The following is a 21,386-nucleotide window of genomic DNA, read 5'->3' as shown; positions in this document are numbered from 1 at the left end:
TCCTTATTATTCTTGACCAAGTTCGTTGACATAAGCCACGAACTGACGACCACGTTCCGGATAGCCCGAGAACATATCAAAACTTGCACATGCAGGTGACAATAACACGACATCCTGCGGCTGGGTATGCTGCTGGCACAGTGTGACCGCCTGTTGCAGACTGTCGGCATGGAGCAGCGTAGTGGTGCCCTGTACTGCCGCTTCAATCAGCGCGGCATCTTCACCAATCAACACTGCCAGTTTGGCATATTGACTGAGCGCCTGACGCAGTGCCTTAAAGTCCTGGCCTTTGCCCTGCCCACCTAAAATCATGGCCACCTGACCACCATACGGCTGAATTGCTGCACCCAAACCTTCTAGTGCCGCAAGGGTGGCACCAATATTGGTGCCTTTGGAGTCGTTATAATAACGCACGCCTGCGACCTCTTTGACGAATTCACAGCGATGCTCCAGACCTTTAAAGCTTTTTAAAGTGTTCAGCATACTGTCCATCGGCAGGCCAATCGCTTCACCCAGCGCCAGACAGGCCAAGGCATTGGCAATATTATGCGTACCCTGAATATACATGTCGCTGCTTTTCAGCAGACGTTCACGGCCACGCGCCAGCCAAATGGTGCCATCTGTTTCTTTTAAAATACCGAACTGGTTGATATCTGGTGCGTTCAGGCCAAAGCTCTGCATAGGGGTGGTATCTGGCACCAGCGGACGGGTCAGTGCATCATCACGGTTATACACCACCTGTTTCACGCCCTGGAAAATACGGTGTTTGGCGGTGTGATAACCGAGCATGTCACCATGACGGTCCAGATGGTCTTCACTCATGTTCAGCACCACCGCCACTTCAGCATTCAGGTTTGACGTGGTTTCTAACTGAAAGCTGGAAAGTTCCAGAATATACAGCTCCGGATCATCTTTGGTTAAATCCAGCGCCGGACGGCCCAGATTGCCTCCAACCGCGACCTTCTTGCCAGCATCGGCAGCCATCAGGCCAATTAGCGTGGTTACAGTACTTTTGGCATTGGAGCCGGTAATGGCCACAATTGGCTTGTCGGTAGCACGGCGCAAAATCTGGATTTCACTGACCACCGGAATGCCCTGTGCCATTGCCGCCTGAATTTCTGGCAGTTTTGGATCAAGCCCCGGACTGATGATAATTTCTTCAGCAGACAACAGCAGTTCCTGGTCAAACTGGCCAAAACTGGTCTGAACCTCGGCCGGAATCTGGTCATAACCGGGGGGTGTCGCTCGAGAGTCTGTTACGGCAACGCGGTAGCCCTGATCATGCAAGAAGTTGACTGCTGCAACACCTGAAATGCCAAGACCTGCCACAACTTTTAATCCACCGCGTTGTATTAACATTTGAGCTCCATCAATGATTTGGATTTTAAACTGCGGAAATGTTAGCACTTTGGGGTTTTGAATGCTTTTTCTGTTTGCAGTTTCTGGAAAAAATTTTGTGTCAGTGCGTAAAAAAGCCGTCATAGAGATGACGGCTTTTTTGATGCTCAAGGGCTTACTTCCACTTGACCCCTTGTACTTCAGTTTTCTTGCTGGCCTGCTCCGACACCGGACAATCACAGCCACCACCACAACCGGCAGCCATTTTCGGTCTGAACCATTTGCCCAGCGTGTGCCAGCCTTTTGCCGTACAGGCATCCGACAACTTCAGAAAGACTGAATTTGAAGTCTTCGGGAATACCTTTTTGAAGACCACCAGCGTGCTCCACATCACCAATACCGCCACAATCAATACTTCAATCATTTCAGTCTCCTTTTTTTGTTTCGGCTTAAGCCAACAGGTTGGATGCAATCTGATAGGTCAGGAATGACATCAAATAGGCCAGACCAAACAGATACACGGTCATAAAGCCCACTGTTTTCCACGATGCCGTTTCACGGCGTACCGTGGCCAGCGTCGCCAGACAGTGCGGCGCATAAATAAACCAGACCAGTAGCGATAAACCGGTCGCCAATGACCAGCCCAAGTCACCACCGCTGCTGATGATGCTGGCCAGACCATCGGCCATGGCATCTTCGTCCCCTGACAGGGCGTAAATGGTACCCAGTGCAGCCACCACCACTTCACGGGCTGCCATTGCTGGAATCAAGGCAATACAGATCTGCCAGTTAAAGCCCAGTGGGGCAAAAATTGGCTGCATGATATGGCCCAGCATCCCGGCAAAGGTATAATCAATCGCTGGCATGGTCGCGCCTTCTGGCGGCTGCGGGAAGGTACACAGGAACCAGAGCAGAATCGACAGGGCAAAGATGATGCCACCGACCCGTTTCAGGAAGATTCGGGCGCGATCCAGCAAACCAATCCAGACGTTTTTGATGTCCGGGAAACGGTAACTTGGCAGTTCCATCAACAGCATGTGATCGGACTTGTCTTTCTGGAAAAACTTCAGCACAAAAGACACGCCTAGCGCACTTAAAATACCAGCCATATACAGCGCAAACAGCACCAGACCCTGCAGGTTAAATAGGCCCCATACCGTTTGTTCCGGAATAAAGGCGGCAATTAACAGCGCATACACCGGTAAACGCGCGGAACAGGTCATCAGCGGTGCCACAAAAATAGTGGTTAAACGGTCACGCGGGTCGCTAATACTGCGCGTTGCCATAATCCCCGGAATCGCGCAGGCAAAGCTGGACAGTAACGGAATAAAGGCACGGCCACTTAAACCGGCTTTAAACATCAGTTTATCCAGCAAGAATGCAGCGCGCGGTAAATAACCGGATTCTTCCAGCATCAGAATAAAGAAGAACAGAATCAGAATTTGCGGAAGGAACACCACCACACCACCGGCGCCGGCAATAATCCCGTCCACCACCAGACTGTTCAGTAAAGGATGGGCAATACTGCCACCAATTACTTCACCCAGCCAGCCAAAGAAGGTTTCAATCCCGTCCATAAATGGGGCTGCCCAGGCAAAGACCGCCTGGAAAATGATAAACATCATGACCGCCAGACTGACCAGACCCAGCACCGGATGCAGGAACACCTTATCCAGGAAATCGGAACGTTTATCTTCCTGATCGACGTATTGCACCACATCATTCAGCAGGGTTTCGACCTTCTGATGGGCATCGCCTTTCAGACCGGTCAATTCGGTATGTGGCAGCGCATATTTACCCTGATCCAGCGCATTCATCAGGTTTTCAATCCCGGAACGGCGCACGGCCACGGTTTCTACCACCGGCACACCGAGGCGCTCAGACAGTTTCTGGGTGTTGATCTGCATGCCACGACGACGCGCTTCGTCCATCATGTTCAGCACCAGCAACATTGGACGACCCAGTTCAATCATTTCCAGTACCAGACCCAGATGCAGCTTCAGATTGGTGGCATCAACCACACACAGGAAAGCATCCTGCTGGCCTTCTTCTGCCAGTTTGCCCTGTACCACATCACGGGTAATGGCTTCGTCCGGGCTGGCAGCATTCAAGCTATAAGTGCCAGGTAAATCCAGCACCCGTACCGGCTTGCCTGAAGGTAAATTAAAATGACCGACTTTACGTTCGACCGTTACGCCGGCATAGTTGGCAACTTTCTGGCGTGTACCAGTTAAATGGTTGAATAATGAGGTTTTACCGCAGTTAGGATTCCCTACAAGGGCAATACGTAAGGCATCACTCATGTAGTGACTCCATCTTCAATTTCAATTTTCTCTGCTTCATTTTTGCGTAAGGCAAAACGGGTAAAACCGACCTGAATCAGAATCGGGTCCCCGCCAAAAACACCTTTGGTAATGACCTGAACGCGCGTGCCCGGCACAAACCCCAATGTTTCCAGACGGCTGGCCACCAAGTCATTGTGTGACTCGCCCCCCTCATCCTGCCGGATAATCTGGCGGATAATGGCCGTCTGCTTTACCTTTAACTCTGATAAACGCACTGTGAAATTCCTAAGCTCTTTTAAATAGTATACAAACAAATGAGAATAATTAACAAATAAGGATTGATTACGTTTCCGTTCTTATATCACATCGACAGCCCGGAAAAATTACTCTACATTGGAGAATTCCAATGATCTTGATCGAATTCTTAAATTAAAGTGATCCACATGCTCAATAAAAAGCCCCGCATTCCTGCACCTGTCACCATTCCGGAACATTTAAGCTATTTGCAGGGCTTTCGCGATCATCTAGTAGCACAAACCGTCAGTCCACATACCCGCAATGCCTATCTGTCCGACTTAATGTTATGCAGTGCCTGCGTGCCCAGTTCGATGCTGGACTGGAGTCATGATGATATTTCCGATGTCCTGATTGAATTGACCAAACAGCAAAAAAGCCCACGTTCGATTGCCCGCTGCCTATCGGCCTTAAGGGCTTTTTATAAATTTCTGCGTGAACAGAAACTGCGCGCCGACAATCCGGTCGCCGCACATAAAACCCCAAAACTGGGCCGGGCCTTGCCCAAAGATCTGTCCGAAGCCGATGTTGAAGCGCTAATTCAGGCACCGGATGTCAATACAGCGCTGGGCCTGCGTGACCGGGCCATGTTTGAAGTGCTGTATGCCTGTGGGTTACGGGTGTCTGAATTGCTGAATTTACGTCTGGAGCTGATTAACCTGAAACAGGGTTATTTGCGCATTGTCGGCAAAGGCAATAAAGAACGTCTGGTGCCTTTAGGCCAGGTCGCCTGTGAATGGGTAGAACACTATCTGCAAGAGGCGCGGCCGCAGCTATATAAAACCAGCACCGATTATTTATTTCTGACCCAGCATGGCGGCATCATGAGCCGGCAGAACTTCTGGTATGCGATTAAACGCTATGCACTACAGGCCGGGATTCAGGCCGAATTATCGCCGCATACCTTACGCCATGCCTTTGCCACGCATCTGCTCAATCATGGCGCGGACCTGCGCGTGGTGCAAATGCTGCTGGGGCATAGCGACCTGTCGACCACACAAATTTATACCCATGTCGCGCAGATTCGCATGCAGCAGCTGCACGCGACCCATCATCCTCGCGCTTAACCGCACTGCCGAAATACGACCAAGAAGTTTTCGATCGGTCATTTTTTTTTGTTATGCTAGCCTCCTTGTTTTTATATCGATAAGAAAAGGGTTAGCAATGACATTTACCCGCGCGAAAATTGTAATGGCCATGACACTTGCTGCAGGCCTGGGCCTGACGGCATGCTCGAGCAATAATGATGAGAAAAAACAAACCACGCTTACGGCCAGTGCACCGGCAACCGGGGAAGCCTCTACCCTTTCTGAACGTAATGCCCAGCAGCGTCTGGTCAAAACCCTGGAACAGCATTTTAAAACTGCTGGCATTCAGGCCAAAATCACTGAAGTTAAAACCACGGAAGTCCCGAATCTATACTGGGTCAGCCTGGAAGGCATGTCTGCGGTCTATGCCACCAGCGATGGCAAATACATTTTCCAGGGCGATGTGATCCGTTTAGGCGACAAACAGCTACATAACGTCGGTGAGAGCCTGCAAGCCGGCACCAATAAACAGATTTTTGCCAGCCTGAAAGAGCAGGACCTGCTGATCTATAAAGCCAAGAGTGAAACTAAACACGTGATTTATGTGTTTACCGATGTCAGCTGTCCATACTGCCACAAGCTGCATGAACATATGGATGAGCTGAACAGCAAAGGCATTGAAGTGCGCTATATTGCCTGGCCACGTGGTGAACAGTTTATTCCGGCCATGGAAAGCGTCTGGTGTAGCCAAGACCGCCATGCGGCCTTTGATCAGGCCATTGCCGGTGCTGAACTGCCTGCCGCCAGCTGCAAAACACCAGTACGTGAACACTATCAGCTGGGTCTGAATATCGGGGTGAACGGTACACCGGCAATCTATAGTGCAGACGGGATTTACCTCGGTGGTTATCTGTCGCCAAGCGAATTGCTGAAGCGTTTAAATAACTAATTTTAATGGGTTAAATTACTGTTTTTTATAGATCAAGAGAAAGTGATTTCTACGCTAGAGTCTTCAGCTTTTTTTAGCTATGATCTAAGCTCGCTTAAAATTGATTAAATATGGAGTGTGACGTGAAACCAGTTCGTCTGGCAATCCTCGGTCTTGGTACTGTGGGTGGTGGTGCCCTTAAACTATTAAAAGAAAATGCTGCTGAGATTAAACGTCGCACCGGTCGTGAAATTGAAATTACCTATGTCGGCACCCGTCGTCCGCGTCCAGACCTGAACCTGCCAGAAACGGTCAAACAAAGCTCGGATCTGCTGGATATCGTGCGTCAACCGGATGTAGATGTCGTGGTTGAAGTCATGGGTGGGATTCATCCTGCATATGAAGTCATTATGGAAGCGATGAAACACGGCAAACATATTGTCACCGCAAACAAGGCCTTGCTGGCTGAACACGGCAACGAACTGTTTAAAGCCGCGGATGATCATGCCGTTCAGATCGCTTATGAAGCTGCGGTAGCTGGTGGTATTCCAATCATCAAGGTGATTCGTGAAGGTCTGGCCGCGAACAAGATTGAATGGCTGGCGGGTATCATTAACGGTACCGGTAACTTCATCTTAAGCGAAATGCGTGAAAAAGGCCGTGCCTTTGCCGATGTGCTGAAAGAAGCGCAAGAGCTGGGTTATGCCGAAGCCGATCCAACCTTCGACGTTGAAGGTATTGATGCAGCACACAAGCTGACCATTCTGGCCTCATGTGCATTTGGTATTCCGCTGCAATTTGACAAGGTGTATACCGAAGGCATTAGCAAAATTACCGCGCAAGATGTCAAATATGCCGAAGATTTAGGTTTCCGTATCAAGCATTTAGGAATTGCACGCCGTACCGATGCCGGCATTGAACTACGTGTGCATCCAACCCTGATTCCTGAAGAAGAACTGATTGCCAATGTGAATGGCGTGAAAAATGCGGTGCTGGTGCAGGCCAATGCAGTCGGTCCAACCCTGTATTATGGCGCCGGTGCCGGTGCAGGCCCCACCGCTTCAGCAGTGGTTGCTGACGTGGTCGATATTGTCCGTGACATCTCCTATACCGAAGACGGTGCAGGAACAATTCCGCAACTGGCCTTCGAAGCCTTAACCGACTTGCCAATTTTAAGCCGTGAACAGATGACCACGGGTTACTATATTCGCATTAATGCCGAAGACCAGACCGGTGTACTGGCCGATGTCACCACTATTTTAAGCCGTGCCGGTATCAGTATTGATGCCATCATGCAGCAATCTCGCTTAAAAGACCTTATCCCTATCGTGATTCTGACTGACCCAGTTCAGGAATCAAAAATGGATGAAGCGTTACAACAAATTCAAGCTTTGCCTGTGATTCATGGCGAAATTGTACGAATTCGTTTAGAATCGCTTGATAATTAATCGGGTCAAGGGGAATATTTCCCCTTGCCAAGCTCTACACACAATTGGAACATCATCATGTCGAATGCCAATCGTTATACTGGTTTAGTTGACCGTTATCGTGACCGTTTACCAGTGTCTGCAACTACACGTGCAATCTCTCTCGGTGAAGGGAATACCCCGCTAATCAAGCTTGAGAACATTCCACGTATTATTGGCAAGAACGTTGAAATTTATGTGAAGTATGAAGGCTTAAACCCGACAGGTTCATTTAAAGACCGCGGTATGACCATGGCCGTAACCAAAGCGGTTGAAGAAGGTTCAAAAGCCATTATCTGCGCCTCTACCGGTAACACTTCTGCAGCGGCAGCAGCCTATGCAGCGCGTGCTGGTATCAAAGCGTTTGTGCTGATTCCTGAAGGCAAAATTGCCATGGGTAAAATGGCACAGGCCATGATGTACGGTGCCATCACCATGCAGATTCGCGGTAACTTTGACGATGGTATGCGTCTGGTGAAAGAAGTGGCCGATCAGGCTCCGGTAACCATCGTAAACTCGATCAACCCGTACCGTCTGCAAGGTCAAAAGACCATTGCCTACGAAATCGTGGATGAACTCGGCCGTGCCCCAGACTACCACTGCCTGCCAGTTGGTAACGCGGGCAACATCACTGCACACTGGATGGGTTATACCGAAGCTGTGGCTAACCAGCCTGCAGACCAGTTTGAACAAGTGGTTTATGATGCGGCAACGGATGCCTTTACTGGTCCAAAACCGGAAGGTTTACCAGTTATGGTCGGTTATCAAGCCTCTGGCGCTGCGCCATTCTTACGTGGTGCGCCAGTTGAAAACCCGGAAACTGTAGCCACTGCAATCCGTATTGGTAACCCGCAAAGCTGGAACCATGCCAAAGCTGTAGTTCGTGATTCACAAGGCTGGTTCGATGAACTGACCGATGCAGAAATTCTGGAAGCTCAGCGCATGCTGTCCATGTACGAAGGCGTGTTTGTTGAGCCTGCATCTGCAGCATCCATTGGCGGCGCGATGCGTGACATTAAAGCCGGTAAAATTGCAGAAGGTTCAGTAATTGTATGTACTGTTACTGGTAACGGTCTGAAAGACCCAGACACTGCAATGAAACAGTGCCAAGATGCGGTGATGCTGTCGATTGACGCTACCATGGATCAGGTTCGTGATTCTATCCTTTCAAATATGAATCAATAATTCCGGTTTGAAACAAAAATCCCTGCTCATGCAGGGATTTTTTTATGGCTGAGGTTTTAAGTTCTGCACGATTTCGCACAGAACAGTTCAGCTTAAATCCGTTTTGGTAACTGGCTGGTCCAGGACATTAAACGGGTGGCATCGTTATTACGCGCCTGGGTATTGCTGGCCCCTAAAATAATCACCACCGCCGGACGTGAATTTAAAGTGGTGTGCATCACCAGACAACGCCCTGCTTCATTAATAAAGCCGGTTTTAGACAGGTTAATATTCCAGCCACCATTACGCACCAGCGAATTGGTATTGTTCGATTTCAGCACCCGATAACCTAGGTTAAAGTCATAGCTTGGCGTGGTCGAAAACTGGCGAATCAGGCCATATTGTGACGCGGTACTGACCAGAATACCTAAATCACGCGCCGATGATACATTGCGCGGGTCCAAACCGGTTGATTCGGTAAAACGGGTCGAATGCATGCCCAGCTCACGCGCTTTGTTGTTCATGGCAGCCACGAACGCGCTGCGTCCACCCGGATAGGTACGTGCCAGCGCTGCTGCGGCCGGGTTTTCTGATTTCATTAAGGCAAATAATAAGGCTTCAGCACGGTTCATCTTGTCGCCCACACGCAGGGTCGAACTCGAGTTCTTGCCTGCTGCACCGGCAAAATCAATCTGCTGCAAGGTAATTTGCTCAGACATATTTAAACGCGCATCCGCCGTCACTACCGCAGTCATCACTTTGGTAATTGAAGCAATCGGCAACGCGGTATTGGTATTTTTACTGTACAGCACTTCACCAGTATTGGCATCCATCACCAGTGCGGCACGTGCGTTCACAGTGGGCTGGTTGCTATAGGATGCAGTATCCAGAATCGGGCTGGTTCTACTGACCGTGCTGGCGGGCGCCGGTGTGCTGGAACTGCGGACCGTGGTGGTAATTTTGGTTGAGCCTTGTGGTGATGGTTCCACCACCTGCTCGGTCACAGAAGTCGTGGCGGTGGTCATCACATCGCCATTCAGCAGCTGATTGGCCTCTTCAGATGACCAGCTTAGCGTTGCCTGGGCGTTACTCCCCGAGGAAGGGTTCATGACGATTTCAGCAGTACTGACTGAACTCATGCCGAGCAGAACCGATGCTCCCAGCACATGCATTAATAACTTCTTAGAATTTTTCACTATTGCTTACTCAACTCAGGGAGGTAAGATACATTTGCGTATTACCTCAAATATGCCTTACATTTACAACACAGCACGGAACCAATTTTAGCCTCCGACATTGTGCAGAATTTTTCACTTTAGGTTAAGAATAGGATGGCCAATTTTGTCGGTTGATTGCAAGCTAATTTTGCTATATGTAACAAAAAAGATGATTTTAGTGAGAGGGAGAGTCTAGGTGATCACAGTTTTAGTGGTAGATGATCATGAATTGGTTCGTACCGGCATCTGCCGTATGCTCGAAGACCATACCGATGTTCAGGTCATTGGACAAGCTGAATCTGGGGAAGAAGCCATTAATCTGGTGCGCCAGCATCATCCCAATGTGGTCCTGCTTGACGTGAACATGCCGGGCATTGGCGGGGTGGAAACCACGCGCCGTTTATTACAGACTGCCCCGGAAACCAAGGTATTGGCGGTCAGTGGTCTGGCCGAAGAACCCTATCCTTCTTTATTACTCAAAGCCGGTGCCAAAGGCTATATCACCAAAGGTGCACCTGTCTCGGAAATGGTGCGTGCCATTAAAAAAGTCATGCAGGGCGGTAAATATTTTAGTGCCGATATTGCCGAGCAACTGGCCAGTTCCTACCTGTCAGACACCCAGCAATCACCGTTCGACAGCCTGTCGGAACGTGAAATGCAGGTGGCAATGATGGTTGTGAACTGTATTAGCGCGCAGGAAATTGCTGACAAGCTGTTCGTCAGCGTGAAAACCGTAAACACCTATCGCTACCGTATTTTTGAAAAACTGAATATCGACAGTGATGTCAAACTGACCCATCTGGCCATTCGCTACGGATTAATTAAACCTTAAGCGGTTTAAGCCTCATGGATATCCGCCGTACGCAAGCTGAACTGAACCAGTACCATCTCGGGCTATGGTACGGGGCGTATCGGCTGATAATTGCCTTCTGTTTGCTGCTGATTTATTTACTCACCACTCAAACTCTCAATCATGATTATCAGCATCCACGGCTGTATGCCGCCAGTCTGGTGCTGTATTTTATTTTTAGCTGTGCCCAGCTGCTGTATTTTCGCTATGTCCGGCACAGGATTCCGCTACAACTCACGCTGATTTTCAGTGTTGATATACTGGTGCTCAGCAGCCTGACCTTTGCGCTGGATGGACCGAGCCTGCATTTAAGCCTGCTGTTTGTGATTGCGATTTTCGCCGCGACGTTATTGCTGGAAAAAAGCAAGGCGCTGTTCATTACCCTGGTGGCAATGATTTGTGTCACCTATCAGCATTTTGTTGGCACATTACTGGATTTTTCCTCTCTGGATCGCATCGGGCAAAGTGCCCTGCTCTCGTTCCTGTTTTTTATTATTTACCGTTTTGGCCAGATTGCCGTCCGCCGTTTCCAGATTCTGGAGCACCTGAACTTTTCCCAATCACTGGAACTGAACCGGCTAAAGAATATTAACCGCTATATTCTGGAACAGACCGATATGGGCTATCTGGTGCTGGATGAAAACTGCCATATTATGGTCAGTAATCCGGCCGCCTGCCATTTGCTGGGTATTAATCCGCTGTATGCTTTCGACAAATATCCACTGTATAAAGTACAGCCCGACCTGTTTCAATTATTGCAGTTTGACCAGCTCTCTAACGGCGAAAAATTCCAGTTTGAATCGCAGCTCAGTCATTTCCTGATCCAGATTCAGGTACAAAAGCTGGTGGTGCCGCAGCAGACCTTAACCTTGCTGGTGCTGCAGGATGCACGGCAAATTAACCAGCGTGTGCAGCAACTGAAACTGGCAGCACTGGGCCAGCTTTCGGCCAGTATTGCCCATGAAATCCGTAATCCGCTGGCGGCCATTGTCCAGGCCAATCGCCTGCTGGCTGGCAGCGATACCGATCAACAGCAGATGCTGAGCCAGATGATTGACAAGCAGTCGCAGCGCATTGACAAGATCATTGATGACACCCTGAGCATGGTGAAAAATAAGGAAACCACACCGGTGCAGATTGATCTGGCGCGTTTTATTCCGCAGCTGATCCAGGATGATCTGGCCGATCTGGCCAGCCAGATTCAGGTCAGCCAGCCCGAACCTCTGCAGATTCTGTTTGATGAGTCCCAGCTGCGTCAGGTGCTGATTAACCTGATCCGTAATGCCCAGCGCCACAATGCGCCGGATCATCCGATTGAACTGCAACTTTATCGCCAGCAGGACACGGTCTATATGGATGTCAAAGATTATGGCAGCGGCGTGGCTTCACATGATATTCGCTACCTGTTTCAACCATTTTTTAGTACCGAAATTAGCGGAACTGGTTTAGGATTATACTTATCACATAGTTTCTGCGAAGCCAATCGGGCCAAGCTGCGCTATGTAGAACAAAAACAAGGAGCATGTTTCAGGATTGAATGCTCACCTGTTGACGTAAATAAATAGTTTTTTGGGGAAGTTTAGTGGAACAACCACTCGTTCTCTTCGTCGATGACGAGGAAGATTTATGCACGCTCATGCAAATGACATTGGCGCGCATGGGGATTCAAACACACGTGGCACACCGGCTGGAGCAGGCACGCCAGTTACTGTCCAGTCATCACTATGATGCCTGCATCACCGATCTGAATTTACCTGATGGCAATGGCCTGCAACTGGTCGAGCTGATTGCCCAGCATTTTCCGCAGCTGCCGGTTGCGGTGCTGACGGCCTATGGCAATATGGAAATTGCCATTGCCGCGCTCAAAGCCGGAGCCTTTGATTTTGTCAGCAAACCAATTAACCAGAAACACCTCGAACAATTACTGGAAAAAGCACTGAATCAGCCGCTGTTTAAAGCACATAGTCAGGAAGCAGACCAGCTGGAACAACGGATGCTGATCGGGCAATCTCTACCGATTCAGCAACTGCGCACCACCCTGAAAAAAATTGCCCGCTCGCAGGCACCGGTGTTTATTAGCGGTGAATCAGGCACCGGGAAAGAAGTGGTGGCCAATCTGGTGCATCGCCTCAGCAACCGCAGTGACGGGCCTTTTATTGCCATTAACTGTGGCGCGATTCCGGGCGATTTGATGGAAAGCGAATTCTTCGGCCATAAAAAAGGCAGCTTTACCGGTGCAGCGCAGGACAAACAGGGCCTGATTCAATCGGCACACGGCGGTAGCCTGTTCCTGGATGAAATTGCCGAACTGCCGCTCAATATGCAGGTAAAACTGCTGCGCGCGGTGCAGGAAAAACGGATTCGTCCGGTCGGTTCCGATACGGAAATTGATGTTGATTTCCGGATTATTAGTGCCAGCCATCAGGACCTGGAAGCGTTAGTCCAGCAAGGCCGGTTCCGTCAGGATCTGTTCTTCCGGATTCATGTGATGGATATTGTGTTGCCACCGCTACGTGAGCGTGGTCAGGATATTTTATTGCTGGCCCAGCATTTTATTCAGAAAATTGCCCAGGAATGGGATATACACAGCAAAACCCTGTCAGAACGTGCCCAGCAGTTTTTGCTGGAACAGTATTATCCGGGTAATGTGCGTGAGCTACGCAATATCATTGAACGCGCCATGACCTTGAGTGATGATGATGTGATTGATCTGCCACATCTGCAGACCGCACCCTTACGCAAAATGGCACCGCTGGCCGAGCCAGAAGCTGACCCGGCAACACCGGTTACAGCTGATGCCCTGCCCGCTGCTCCGCGTAAACTGCCGGAAGAAGGACTGGAGCTGTTTCTGGAGAAAATCGAAAAAGAGATTTTGCTGAATGCACTGAATCTGACCCATTGGAACCGGACCCTGGCTGCGAAAAAACTGGGGATGTCGTTTCGTTCCCTGCGTTATCGACTAAAGAAATTCGGACTGGATACCGATGAATAAGGTGCGAACCCTGCGCCTATTTATGACTTAACAGTAGCTCTGCAACATGATCCAGATAATTGTCTTCTTTCATATCCTGTTGCAGTGCATAGCGCTGGTTCGGTTCAATCCCGACCCCTTCAATCATTTTGCCTTGCGGGGTGTAATAGTGAGAAACCGTCATTTGTAAGGCGGTGCCATCTGACAGCGGAAACAGCTTCTGTACCACCCCTTTGCCATAACTTTTTTCACCAATCACCCAGGCACGGCCATGATCTTTTAAGGCGGCAGTAAACACTTCTGCAGCCGAGGCCGAACGCTGGTTAATCAGCACACCGACCTTTAGATTCTGGAATTCAAAACTCGGTAAAGCCTGAAATTGCTGGTCGCCTTCAGCGCGGCTTTTGGTAGAAACAATCACGCCCTGATTCAAGAACAGATCGGCCGATTCGACTGCCGAGGACAGCAAACCGCCCGGGTTATTGCGCAGGTCAAACAGTACCGCCTTTAGCCGTGGTGTGCTGTACTGTTCGATCAGTTCCTTGATTTCATTGGCAGTATCTTGCTGGAAGACTTTGACTTTAATCAGTAGTACCTGATTACTCAGCATCTGCGCCTGAATATCGGTTTCGACTTTTCTGTTGCGTACCAGACGAATCGGCTGCGCACTTGCGGTCAGTTGCAAGGTGATATTGGAGCCAACCGCGCCCATCAACAAGGCATTGACCTGATCCTGATTGAGCTTTTGCAGTTCCTGATTGTCGATTTTAAAAACCGAAATACCATTACGCAGGCCTTGTTTGGCCGAGTCGGCATCGGGTCTTAAATTATGAATCTGCCATTGATGCTGCTGGGCATCGTAACGTAAATTAAAATCGACCGAGGCCAGATCGCCTTCGGTATATTGCACCAAGGCACGGTAATCTTCGGCATTCAGATAACGCGAATACTGGTCCAGTCCGGAAACCAGACCTTGAATGGCTTGAGCAAACAAAGCTTCGTCACTTTTTTCCGTGACATAATTGGCTTTGACCAGCCCATAAATTTTGACAAACTGCTGGATCGATTCGACCGGCACTTCAACATAGTCCTGCTCGGTAGTTTCTTCCAGTGCAAGCGGATCTTGATCTTCTGCCGCCCAGACAGGCAGGTTCACACACATCATCAATGTTGTTGCAACAAGCATGCGTTTCCAGTGTGGAACCATCCTTTCACCTATCTGTTGGCAGTTTATGGAGTCAGGGTAATTAAATTACGCCCTTGCATTTCTGCAGGAATTGGCAGTTGCATCAGACTCAGTAAAGTCGGTGCCACATCGGCTAGAACACCACCCTCTGCAATCACCGCCTGGGTCGGGCCGGCATAAATAAACGGCACCAGCTCGGTAGTATGCTGGGTATGGACCTGACCACTGTCATAGTCCTGCATCTGCTCGACATTACCATGGTCGGCAGTAATCAGCATATGACCCTGCTTGGCCATTACAGCTTCATACACACGGCCCAGACAGGTATCCACTGCTTCTACCGCTTTCACCGCTGCATCAAACACACCGGTATGACCCACCATATCGCCATTGGCATAGTTGACCACCAACAAGTCATATTCACCTGAATTGATCGCTGCCACCAGCTCATCTGTCACTTCATACGCGCTCATTTCTGGCTTGAGATCATAAGTTGCTACATTTGGTGATGGAATCAGAATGCGCTTTTCGCCCGGATATTCATCTTCACGGCCGCCACTAAAGAAGAAGGTCACGTGTGCATATTTTTCGGTTTCGGCAATACGCAGCTGGGTTTTACCCAGGTCTGACAGGTATTCACCGAGCGAGTTTTTTAATGCTTCTGGCATATAAGCCACAGGTGCATCAATGGTGGCCTGGTAACGGGTCAGCATCACAAACTTGGCCAGCTGCGGCACCACTTTACGCTCAAAACCGGCAAAGTCGGTTTCCACAAAGGCTTTGGTCAGTTCACGGGCACGGTCTGCACGGAAGTTCATGAACACCACGCTGTCGCCATCCTGAATTGCCGCAACCTCACCAATACGGGTAGCTTTAACAAATTCATCGCTTTCATCGGCTGCATAAGCTGCGTCCAGACCAGCTACGGCGGTTGCTGCAGTACGGACTGCTTCACCTTCTGTTAACAGACGATAAGCCTGTTCTACACGATCCCAACGATTGTCGCGGTCCATGGCAAAATAACGGCCGATCATGCTGGCAATCCGGCCTTGGCCTGGATATTGGGCAAACAGGGCATCCAGTTTTTGCAAAGAGGGCTGCGCACTTTTTGGCGGAGTATCACGGCCATCCAGAAATGCGTGTAAATAAACAGTTGCACCACGTTTCAGCGCCAGCTCCGCCATTGCCACAATATGGTCTTCATGTGAGTGCACGCCACCTTCCGACAGCAGGCCCATTAAGTGCACGGCACCGCCCGCAGCTTTGGCTTTCTCGACTGCATCGACCAGCACTTCATGTTCAAAGAAAGCACCGGTACGGATATCTTTGGTAATGCGGGTAAAGTCCTGATATAGCACACGGCCGGCACCCAGGTTCATATGGCCCACTTCGGAGTTACCCATCTGACCATCTGGCAGGCCCACATCTTCACCTGAACCTGAAATCAACCCATGCGGATGCTTTTCCTGCATAGCGGTCAAATTTGGACGTTGTGCCGCCAGGAACGCATTGTCCTCAACAGCTTCACGATGCCCAATACCATCCATAATGACCAGTACGTGAGGGATTTTGCCTGCAGTTGCATCCGTCATAGTTCACACTCTTTTAGTCTACAAATTAATCGCATATCTTACCGAATTTTCAGTTCGGACACCATGCACGGCTGATGGTTTCAACCGTGCCACACTATCGTTTTGTTCAATTGCCGGCTTATCGGGCGCGTTGCAGCAGATAACCACCCACCACAAACATCAGAATAATCGGGATAAACACAAACCAGGCCGGAGATGGCGCATAAATCAGGCTGGCATAACCGAGGAAATCCTGTAAATAGAAGAAGCCCAGGCCGACAAACAAGGCAATCACCAGACGGAAACCCATCGACTGCTGGCGCAGCGGTCCAAAAATAAAGGAACAGGCAATCAGCACCAGCGCAATCAGGGCAAATGGAGAACCAACTTTTTGCCAGAAAGCCAGCTGATAGCTTTTCGGCACCTGACTGTACTCATGCATATAGCTCATGAAACTGACCAGCTGACTGGGTGATAAATCTTCCGGGTCGATGGTGACCATGTGTACATATTTTGGTTGCAAAGCCAGCGATAAAGGCTGCGTGGCCTGCTGATCAGCAATAGCATTGCCCTCTGGCAGAATGTCCATTTGGCGGCTGTTTTGCAGTGACCAGGCGCCATCTTCGACAAACTGGCCCTGCTCGGCATTTAAGGTACCGCGTAAGCGGAAGTTATCATCAAAGTCGATGACCTGAATATTCTTCAGTGTGCCCTGCGAGTTGGCATAGTCAATATAAATAAAGCGCTGCCCTTCACGGGTCCAGTAGCCTTTGACTTCACCGAGTTCAGCCACGCTACGATGTTTCTTGACGCTTTCTGCGCGCTCGTTGGTATAGGGAATCACCCATTCACTTAAGGCAAAAGACAGCACCACCAGAATGAGTGCCGAACGCACCACCCAGCCGACAATCCGCCACAGGCTGATACCGGCGGCACGCATCACAATCAGCTCACTGTTTGAGGCCAAGGTACCCAGACCCAGCACTGCGCCAATTAATGCGGCAATCGGGAGAATTTCATACAGATAACCGGGCGCACCCCAGAGCACATGCCATAGCGCATCCAGCGCGCCATAGCCTTCTTTTAGGGAACCGAGTTCACCCAGATAGGTAAATAATACCTGTAAGCCGGACAACACCGCGGTTGCCCCCAACATCGCCAGTGCGGTCGTTTTGGTCACATGCTTGGCCACTATACGACGTGCGAACATATTAAGACCTCACTCGCTGAATCTGTTTCTTGATTTTGGGTGCCAGTTTCTGTTTACGCGAGAACAGCGCCGCCGCAATGGCATAGACCATCAGCACCAGCGGATAGGCCCAGATACCCATTTCTTCTTTACTGATCCGGGTTTTGACCGCCATTAACGCCACAATTAGGCTGGCAAAAATCAGCAGGGCCGGAAACAGTTTTAAATAACGTCCCTGACGCGGACTGACTTCAGATAAAGCCACGGCCAGCAGCAGTGCCACCAGAATTGAAAACGGCACAAAGATTCGCCAGCCCAGTTCACTGGCCACCACCGGGTCCTGACGGTTATCCCACAGTTGCCCGATTGGCAGGGCTTCCACTTCTGTACTCTGGAATTTGGCTTCCTGATCGCTTTCCAGACGTAAGCGATAGCTGGCAAATTCAGCCTGAGAATATTGCGGACGATCCGGATAAATTTCATAACGGCGACCTTCGACCAGATCGACCACATTGGCCGGGTCATTGGACAGTTCAATCCGGGTCGCTTCTTTGGCCAGAATCATGATATCCGGTTTGCCCGGACGGTCGGCACGCTGGTAGAAGAAAATATCTTTCAGATTACGCCGGTCTTCTGACAGGTCGCCGGCATAAATGGTATAGGGCCCCGAAGAAATAAACTCTTTTGGCCGTACCAGATCGAAACCGGTACGGACCGCCTGATTGGTGGTCAATTCTTCAAACTGGCGAATCCCCCACGGCGCTGCCCAGACCATCAGCATGGCCTGCACCGCCAGAAATACCACCGTCATCGGGACTAATAAACGTGCCAGTTGGTTACGACTGACGCCGCTGCCGTTTAATACTGCCATTTCATGGTCGACATAAAGCCGGCCAAACACCAGCATTAGGCCAATAAAAAAGCCCAGTGGCAAAATCAGGGTTAAAAATTCCGGCAGACGGTAGCCAATAATGCTAAACAGAATCCCCGCATCCAGACGCCCCTGCGCGGCGACGCCAAAATACTTGATCAGCCGGCCACCCATCATGATCAAGGTCAATAAGGCAATCACAACCAAGGATGTCGACACAACTTGCTTGACCAGATAACGCCGAATAATCAAATTAATGCTTCCAGAAAACGAGGGAATAAAACTAGCGATAGTTTACCCGAATGTTGAAAATATAAAACCTATACTGTTGTTTCACATTGAAACTCTATTCATGAAAATGTTTCAATGGTTTAATGGTTTTAAAATTTTAAAAGGCCTATATAACGCATATGAAACTGACGATTCATCCGACATACCAAGACAATGTCACCGCAGCTGCTTTATTTATTCTGGTCGATGCCAATACCCTTCGTACAACCGCAGATCACTATAAAATCAAAAATTTAGATAGCATCACCCAGGCCGTACAATTTAAATCCGGCTTTAATGAAAGCTTAAGCCTGACAGCACAGGACAACTTGCCGGCATTCAGCCAGCTGATTGGCCTTGGTTCAAGCAGCGAATTACAGCCGGCTAAACTGGCCAAACTGGCGCAAACCATTGTAAAAACCGCACAGAAGAAATTTAGCAGTATTGCGGTAGATCTATCAGTCCTGCCACAAGAACTGCATTATATTTTTGCCTTGAGCCTGACCCAGGCCGCCTACGGTTTTGATGAATTTAAAACCAAAAAGAATGAATTTGTATTAGAGCAGATTCAATTGATTGCCACACAAAGCCCGTTAACTGCCCATCAGCTGAAATTTATTGAAGCGGTACATACTGGTCAGAATTTTGCCCGCGATTTAGGCAACCGTCCGGGGAACATCTGCTTTCCGGAATATCTGGCTGATCAGGCACTGGCACTGGCAGAAGAATTCCCGGATTTACTCAAAGTAACCGTGCTGAATGAACAGCATATGGCTGACCTGGGCATGGGTGCGTTCCTTGCGGTCAGCAAGGGTTCCGAGCGTCCGGGCCGCATGATTACCCTGGAATACAAGGCCAATCTTGAGCAGGCACCTATTGTACTGGTCGGTAAGGGTATTACCTTTGATACCGGCGGTATTTCCCTGAAACCGGGTGCTGGCATGGACGAAATGAAATTCGATATGTGCGGTGCAGCCTCAGTCTTGGGGACCGTACGTGCGCTGTGTGAATCACGCTTGCCGATTCATGTGGTGGCAGCCATTGCCGCAGCGGAAAATATGCCATCGGGCAAAGCCACCCGTCCGGGCGATATTGTCACCACCATGAGCGGTCAGACTGTCGAAATCCTGAACACCGATGCTGAAGGCCGTCTGGTGCTGTGTGATGCGCTGACCTATATCCAGCGTTTTAACCCGGCACTGGTCATTGACGTGGCGACCTTAACCGGTGCCTGTGTGATTGCGCTCGGTTCGGTGTTAACCGGTCTGTTCACACCAGATGATGAACTGGCACAGGAACTGACCCAGGCCGGCCAGCAGAGTTTTGACCGCGTATGGCGTATGCCGGTGATTGATGACTATCAGGAACAATTAGATTCACCTTTTGCCGATATTGGCAATATTGGTGGTCCAAAAGCCGGTTCTGTGACTGCAGCCTGCTTCCTGCAACGCTTTACTCGTGACTATCGCTGGGCGCATCTGGATATTGCCGGCACTGCCTGGAATTCAGGAACCCATAAAGGTGCCACAGGCCGTCCGGTACCGCTACTGATGCAATTCCTGGCTAACCGTGCAGAGCAGCATGGCTAAAGTCAGCTTTTATCTGTTTGAAAAAAGTCCTGAACGGCAAGTGGACAGCACTTGCCGTTTATGCCGGAAAATCCTGCGTGAACCACAGCGCATCTGGCTGTATAGCGCAGACCCGGCATTGCAACGGGCGCTGGATGAACGGCTGTGGAGCTTTGATGCCGGCAGTTTTATTCCGCATGGTATTGATGAGCCTACGGCACAGGTCTGTATTTCAGCGCAGTTGCCAACTGAAAATGATTGGATTGTGTTTAATTTTAACGAACAGGCTCTTGAACAGTTCGCCAAATTTAGTCACATTATCGAAATCATTGAAAATCATGAAACCGCCAAACAGCTTGGCCGGGAAAAATATAAACAATATCGTCGTTTAGGCATTGAGCCGCAAACCCACAAATTATAGAACCACCCCAAAGGAGATGCAGCGTGGCATTAAATGTTGGTCCAGATTTTAAACAGCGCTGGTTAACTGCGCCTGAAGCTGTGCGTCAGACCTTTATTGATGACCTGCATCGGATTAGTGAGGTGCTGCAACCGGACAGCGACCTCAAACGCTGGGTGGAGTACGATCAGCAGCAACAGCAACAGTCCTTTCAGAAAATTGATCAGGCCTATGCCGAACTGAAAATCCAGTTAATTGAAGAAGCGCGTATTCGCCGCCAGCAGATGCTAGAACAACGTCTGGCCCAACAACGCGCTGATCAGGCCGCGTATGCGCAGGCTCTGTATCAGGATGAACTGCAACAGTTTGCCGCGCAGACCGAAACCCTGGCCAGTTTACGCACCCAGCTGGATCAGGAGATTCTGGACTACACTGCGCGTTATCAAAAAAATCCGGAAAATGGTAGTTTCAATTTTGCCAAAGGCGTGCGTATTGCCGATGAACAGATTCTGTCGGAACTCGACAGTGTGCGGGTACGTCTGGAACTGGAAGCCGAAACCCGGATTGAAGAAGCAGTACAACAGTTCCGCAGCCAGCTACAAGCCGCTGCCCAGGAAGAAATTGAATATATTTTAAAACATTCCCAATTTTCCAAAGAGGCCTAAATGTCGGCCTTCTGGCGTGAAAAACCCGGCATGGTGTCAGTAAATGCAGATTTAAACCGGCCCATCTGAAAGATCAATCGGGTGTGAGGCAGAATTTCTCGCCCAAGTGTCATGAAAGTGAAATA

The 21,386-nt window shown here is 49.7% G+C and carries 19 protein-coding genes; 10 read left to right on the top strand and 9 right to left on the bottom strand.

Going from position 1 to position 21,386, the window contains the following annotated elements; genetic code table 11:
• Positions 1 to 6: 6 nt before the first annotated feature.
• From murD to ACPEPR_RS04805, 4 genes are all read right to left on the bottom strand, one after another.
• Positions 7 to 1,359, bottom strand: coding sequence for a UDP-N-acetylmuramoyl-L-alanine--D-glutamate ligase (gene murD, locus ACPEPR_RS04820; RefSeq protein ID WP_423562029.1), 1,353 nt, complete (start codon positions 1,357 to 1,359; stop codon positions 7 to 9).
• 154 nt (positions 1,360 to 1,513) lie between these two features.
• A complete protein-coding gene (locus tag ACPEPR_RS04815; protein WP_016659699.1) occupies positions 1,514 to 1,762 on the bottom strand; it encodes a DUF6587 family protein in 249 nt (82 codons plus the stop codon).
• A gap of 25 nt (positions 1,763 to 1,787) precedes the next feature.
• Entirely contained in the window at positions 1,788 to 3,641 is a 1,854-nt protein-coding gene (gene feoB, locus ACPEPR_RS04810) for a ferrous iron transporter B (protein WP_005181591.1), read from the bottom strand.
• Entirely contained in the window at positions 3,638 to 3,898 is a 261-nt protein-coding gene (locus ACPEPR_RS04805; RefSeq protein WP_005181588.1) for a FeoA family protein, read from the bottom strand. Before ACPEPR_RS04805 ends, feoB begins: the two co-directional genes overlap by 4 nt.
• A gap of 168 nt (positions 3,899 to 4,066) precedes the next feature.
• On the opposite strand from ACPEPR_RS04805, the gene xerD reads away from it, so the two are divergent.
• The 4 genes from xerD (at position 4,067) to thrC (ending at position 8,524) form a co-directional block, all read left to right on the top strand.
• Positions 4,067 to 4,984: a site-specific tyrosine recombinase XerD gene (gene xerD / locus ACPEPR_RS04800; RefSeq protein WP_005181586.1), complete on the top strand. Its 918-nt coding sequence runs from the start codon at positions 4,067 to 4,069 to the stop codon at positions 4,982 to 4,984.
• Positions 4,985 to 5,081: 97 nt separating this feature from the next.
• Positions 5,082 to 5,894, top strand: coding sequence for a DsbC family protein (locus ACPEPR_RS04795; RefSeq protein ID WP_286427363.1), 813 nt, complete (start codon positions 5,082 to 5,084; stop codon positions 5,892 to 5,894).
• A gap of 122 nt (positions 5,895 to 6,016) precedes the next feature.
• Complete coding sequence (locus ACPEPR_RS04790) at positions 6,017 to 7,321, top strand: homoserine dehydrogenase (protein WP_016659702.1); 1,305 nt, start codon at positions 6,017 to 6,019, stop codon at positions 7,319 to 7,321.
• Positions 7,322 to 7,378: 57 nt separating this feature from the next.
• Positions 7,379 to 8,524 (top strand): threonine synthase, encoded by a 1,146-nt coding sequence (gene thrC / locus ACPEPR_RS04785; RefSeq protein WP_286424737.1) that lies wholly within the window; start codon positions 7,379 to 7,381, stop codon positions 8,522 to 8,524.
• A 92-nt stretch (positions 8,525 to 8,616) separates the two neighbouring features.
• On the opposite strand, the gene ACPEPR_RS04780 is transcribed toward thrC, so the two are convergent.
• A complete protein-coding gene (locus tag ACPEPR_RS04780) occupies positions 8,617 to 9,699 on the bottom strand; it encodes a serine hydrolase (protein WP_127799456.1) in 1,083 nt (360 codons plus the stop codon).
• A gap of 217 nt (positions 9,700 to 9,916) precedes the next feature.
• Here ACPEPR_RS04780 and gacA point away from each other — a divergent pair, with 217 nt between their 5' ends.
• The 3 genes from gacA (at position 9,917) to ACPEPR_RS04765 (ending at position 13,562) form a co-directional block, all read left to right on the top strand.
• Positions 9,917 to 10,552: a response regulator transcription factor GacA gene (gacA, locus tag ACPEPR_RS04775; RefSeq protein ID WP_005181577.1), complete on the top strand. Its 636-nt coding sequence runs from the start codon at positions 9,917 to 9,919 to the stop codon at positions 10,550 to 10,552.
• A gap of 14 nt (positions 10,553 to 10,566) precedes the next feature.
• Positions 10,567 to 12,135 (top strand): sensor histidine kinase, encoded by a 1,569-nt coding sequence (locus ACPEPR_RS04770; protein ID WP_423562027.1) that lies wholly within the window; start codon positions 10,567 to 10,569, stop codon positions 12,133 to 12,135.
• 71 nt (positions 12,136 to 12,206) lie between these two features.
• The gene (locus ACPEPR_RS04765) at positions 12,207 to 13,562 is read left to right on the top strand and encodes a sigma-54-dependent transcriptional regulator (protein ID WP_171526345.1); all 1,356 of its coding nucleotides are present in this window, start codon (positions 12,207 to 12,209) and stop codon (positions 13,560 to 13,562) included.
• Positions 13,563 to 13,578: 16 nt separating this feature from the next.
• Here ACPEPR_RS04765 and ACPEPR_RS04760 read toward each other — a convergent pair whose 3' ends face one another.
• From ACPEPR_RS04760 to lptF, 4 genes are all read right to left on the bottom strand, one after another.
• On the bottom strand, positions 13,579 to 14,748 hold the full coding sequence (locus ACPEPR_RS04760; RefSeq protein WP_005181572.1) for a S41 family peptidase: 1,170 nt from the start codon (positions 14,746 to 14,748) through the stop codon (positions 13,579 to 13,581).
• A gap of 23 nt (positions 14,749 to 14,771) precedes the next feature.
• Positions 14,772 to 16,319 (bottom strand): 2,3-bisphosphoglycerate-independent phosphoglycerate mutase, encoded by a 1,548-nt coding sequence (gene gpmI / locus ACPEPR_RS04755; RefSeq protein ID WP_005181570.1) that lies wholly within the window; start codon positions 16,317 to 16,319, stop codon positions 14,772 to 14,774.
• A 118-nt stretch (positions 16,320 to 16,437) separates the two neighbouring features.
• On the bottom strand, positions 16,438 to 17,508 hold the full coding sequence (gene lptG, locus ACPEPR_RS04750) for an LPS export ABC transporter permease LptG (RefSeq protein WP_005181568.1): 1,071 nt from the start codon (positions 17,506 to 17,508) through the stop codon (positions 16,438 to 16,440).
• 1 nt (position 17,509) lies between these two features.
• Complete coding sequence (gene lptF / locus ACPEPR_RS04745; protein ID WP_005181567.1) at positions 17,510 to 18,610, bottom strand: LPS export ABC transporter permease LptF; 1,101 nt, start codon at positions 18,608 to 18,610, stop codon at positions 17,510 to 17,512.
• 158 nt (positions 18,611 to 18,768) lie between these two features.
• On the opposite strand from lptF, the gene ACPEPR_RS04740 reads away from it, so the two are divergent.
• The 3 genes from ACPEPR_RS04740 to blhA are packed head-to-tail and all read left to right on the top strand — an operon-like array spanning position 18,769 to position 21,261.
• The gene (locus tag ACPEPR_RS04740; protein ID WP_005181565.1) at positions 18,769 to 20,217 is read left to right on the top strand and encodes a leucyl aminopeptidase; all 1,449 of its coding nucleotides are present in this window, start codon (positions 18,769 to 18,771) and stop codon (positions 20,215 to 20,217) included.
• Positions 20,210 to 20,617 carry a DNA polymerase III subunit chi gene (locus tag ACPEPR_RS04735; protein ID WP_005181563.1) on the top strand — a complete coding sequence of 136 codons (408 nt, stop codon included), beginning with the start codon at positions 20,210 to 20,212 and terminating at the stop codon, positions 20,615 to 20,617. The genes ACPEPR_RS04740 and ACPEPR_RS04735 overlap by 8 nt, the downstream gene beginning before the upstream one ends.
• Before the next feature lie 23 nt (positions 20,618 to 20,640).
• On the top strand, positions 20,641 to 21,261 hold the full coding sequence (blhA, locus tag ACPEPR_RS04730; RefSeq protein WP_016659708.1) for a cell division protein BlhA: 621 nt from the start codon (positions 20,641 to 20,643) through the stop codon (positions 21,259 to 21,261).
• The last annotated feature ends 125 nt before the right edge of the window (positions 21,262 to 21,386 follow it).

Source organism: Acinetobacter sp. AND/436, from assembly GCF_049546925.1.
GTDB classification, from domain to species: Bacteria; Pseudomonadota; Gammaproteobacteria; order Pseudomonadales; family Moraxellaceae; genus Acinetobacter; species Acinetobacter indicus.
Note: the sequence above shows the minus strand (reverse complement) of the source record. Positions and strands in the feature narration are given on the sequence as shown.